This window comes from Patescibacteria group bacterium, from assembly GCA_035529375.1.
Taxonomy (GTDB): Bacteria; Patescibacteriota; Microgenomatia; order PFEM01; family JAHIFH01; genus DATKWU01.
On the sequence record DATKWU010000006.1, the window covers coordinates 1 to 2181 of the forward strand.

Sequence of the window (2181 nt, forward strand, 5' to 3'; positions counted from 1 at the left end):
GGTTGGAGAAAGCAAATGCTTTCCTTGACTGAAAAGATGAGCACCATTTCTCCCTTGGGTGACAACAATTATTTTAGGACCAATCTGAGAAATTTTTTGTAAGGCCTGATTTTCATCCTCTTCGCCAGTAAAAAGACTGGCCTCTTCTGAGTTAAGAATCAAGGCCTCGATCTTAGGAAAAACGGAAAGAAGTTTATCTTTTTCCTTTAGTTCCCTACTGCCTGGATTAAGGGCGATTTTAATCCCCTTCTCTGTTGATTTCTCAACCACTTTAGTCAATAAATCTACATTCCCTTCCAAAGAGGCAATATAAAACCATTTGGTTTCGTCGAGGGCCGTCCAAGGAAAAATCGTTTCATCAACCCGAGTCTTACCCCGATGGACGAGGATCACCCGTGAACCATCTTGATAAAGAAAAATGGTGGAATAATCAGTTCTATCCCCTTTTCTCGGCATCAGATATTTCTGATCAAACTTTTCCTTCGCCAACTCCTGGGATAAAAACTGACCGAAGAGATCATCGCCAAAACGAGCAATACAGGCGGTTTTTAACCCTAATCTCGCAAAACCAGCGGCTGTATTCGATCCTCCACCACCAGTGGCCAAAAACAAATCCTCAACCTCAACCTTGCCACCTACTGGTAAAAGCTCATTTGGAGATAAATTCGGTGATTTTAAAATCACATCCATCACCGCTGAACCGATAGAGATAATATCAAACATTTAATTAAAAACTATTTTATTAATTTTCTCCGCTATTTTCAACGGTTCTTTCGCCCGCCAAACATTTCTCCCAACCGCTAGGCCACTCACACCAACCTCAAGCGCCCCCCTGGTTGTTTCTAAAAACTCTTTCTCTTTTATCTTACTTCCTCCCGCAAGAACAACCTTAACTTTACCGGCTGCCTTAGCTACCCAAGCCAGGGTTTTTTGATTAGTAGTATAAGGAATCTTAATCATCTCTAAGCCTAATTCCAAGCCCAAGCGGGCCGAATAAGAAAGAATCTCTTTCGTCTTTTCCCGACCAGCAACCGCCTTACCTCGGGGATACATCCAGCCAATCACCGGAATCCCCTCCTCCTCTGCTGCTTCTTCAATTTCGGCTAATTCTTTCATCATCTTCGCTTCATGCTCGCTGCCAACATAAAGAGTGTAACCAACCGCCACCGCTCCTAAATCTAAGGCTTCCTCAATTGAACAGATCTGAGGCGAATAAGGCTCCTCATCAGGATGAAGGTTGGTTTTACCATTAAGTTTGATGATTAATGGTACCTTGTGTTTGTTTTTATCGTAATATTTCTCGGCGATTCCCTTTTGGCAAATAAAGCCAGTAAAAAAACCAGAGTCGGCAATCTTAATAATCTCGCCTGGGTCAATTGACTGGTCATCAAAATCAGTGGGTCCGTGTTCCAGGCCGTGATCATAAGCCAAAAACAAGGCTCGCCCGTTTTTCGTAATTTTATCGAGATTGTTTTTCATTTTTTTGCTCCTTGAATTATCTCTACTGCCTTAGAGGTGCCAATCCGATCCGCGCCTTTTTCAATAAATTCCACTGCTTGCTGATAAGTGTGAATGCCGCCCGCCACTTTAATCTTAATTCTACCACCTACTGCTTCTCTGATAAGTTCAACGTCTTTTAATTCCGCTCCTCTTGGTCCAAAACCGGAATTAGTCTTGACAAAATCCGCCCCTGATTCAAGGACTAATTGAGACGCCTTTTTAATCTCCCCGTCGGTCAATAAACCAGTCTCAATAATAAATTTAACAATGGTTGTTTTCTTCATGTTTTTAGCCGCTTGAACAACAGCCTTCATTTCTTCTAGAACTTTTTCGCTTTCTCCGCCCTTAAATAGACCAACATTCATACAAACATCCAGCTCATCGGCGCCTTTTTTAATAGCGTCAATGACGGCTAGAATCTTGGTGTTTTTAGTGTCCTGACCTAAGGGAAAACTAATCACCGTGCCTACTTTCCCCTCAGATCCCAAAAGTTCTCGGGCTAAAGAAAGATAGCAGGGATTAACAAAAGCACTATTAAATCCATATTTTTTGACCTGTTCACAGAGTTTACCGATTGCTTCTGGAGTGGCGTCCTGATGATGATTAGCTAAATCAAGATGCCTAGCTAGCTTTTGAGGATCCATAGCTTCATGATATCATAGACTGATGAAGATTGAAAAG

Annotated in this window: 3 protein-coding genes; all 3 read right to left on the minus strand. The window is 42.0% G+C overall.

Annotated features, from left to right (window positions below; translation table 11 throughout):
• On the minus strand, positions 1–723 hold a 723-nt coding region (locus VMY36_01130; GenBank protein ID HUV42489.1), incomplete at its 3' end, for a carbohydrate kinase family protein.
• Positions 724–1479, minus strand: coding sequence for a fructose-bisphosphate aldolase (locus tag VMY36_01135; protein ID HUV42490.1), 756 nt, complete (start codon positions 1477–1479; stop codon positions 724–726).
• Positions 1476–2144, minus strand: coding sequence for a deoxyribose-phosphate aldolase (gene deoC, locus VMY36_01140; protein HUV42491.1), 669 nt, complete (start codon positions 2142–2144; stop codon positions 1476–1478). Before deoC ends, VMY36_01135 begins: the two co-directional genes overlap by 4 nt.
• Between the last annotated feature and the right edge of the window lie 37 nt (positions 2145–2181).

Excerpts from the sequence above, each read along its gene's own strand:
- VMY36_01135 (HUV42490.1), bottom strand. The coding sequence starts at position 1,479 with ATGAAAAACAATCTCGATAAAATTACGAAAAACGGGCGAGCCTTGTTT.
- deoC (HUV42491.1), bottom strand. The coding sequence starts at position 2,144 with ATGGATCCTCAAAAGCTAGCTAGGCATCTTGATTTAGCTAATCATCAT.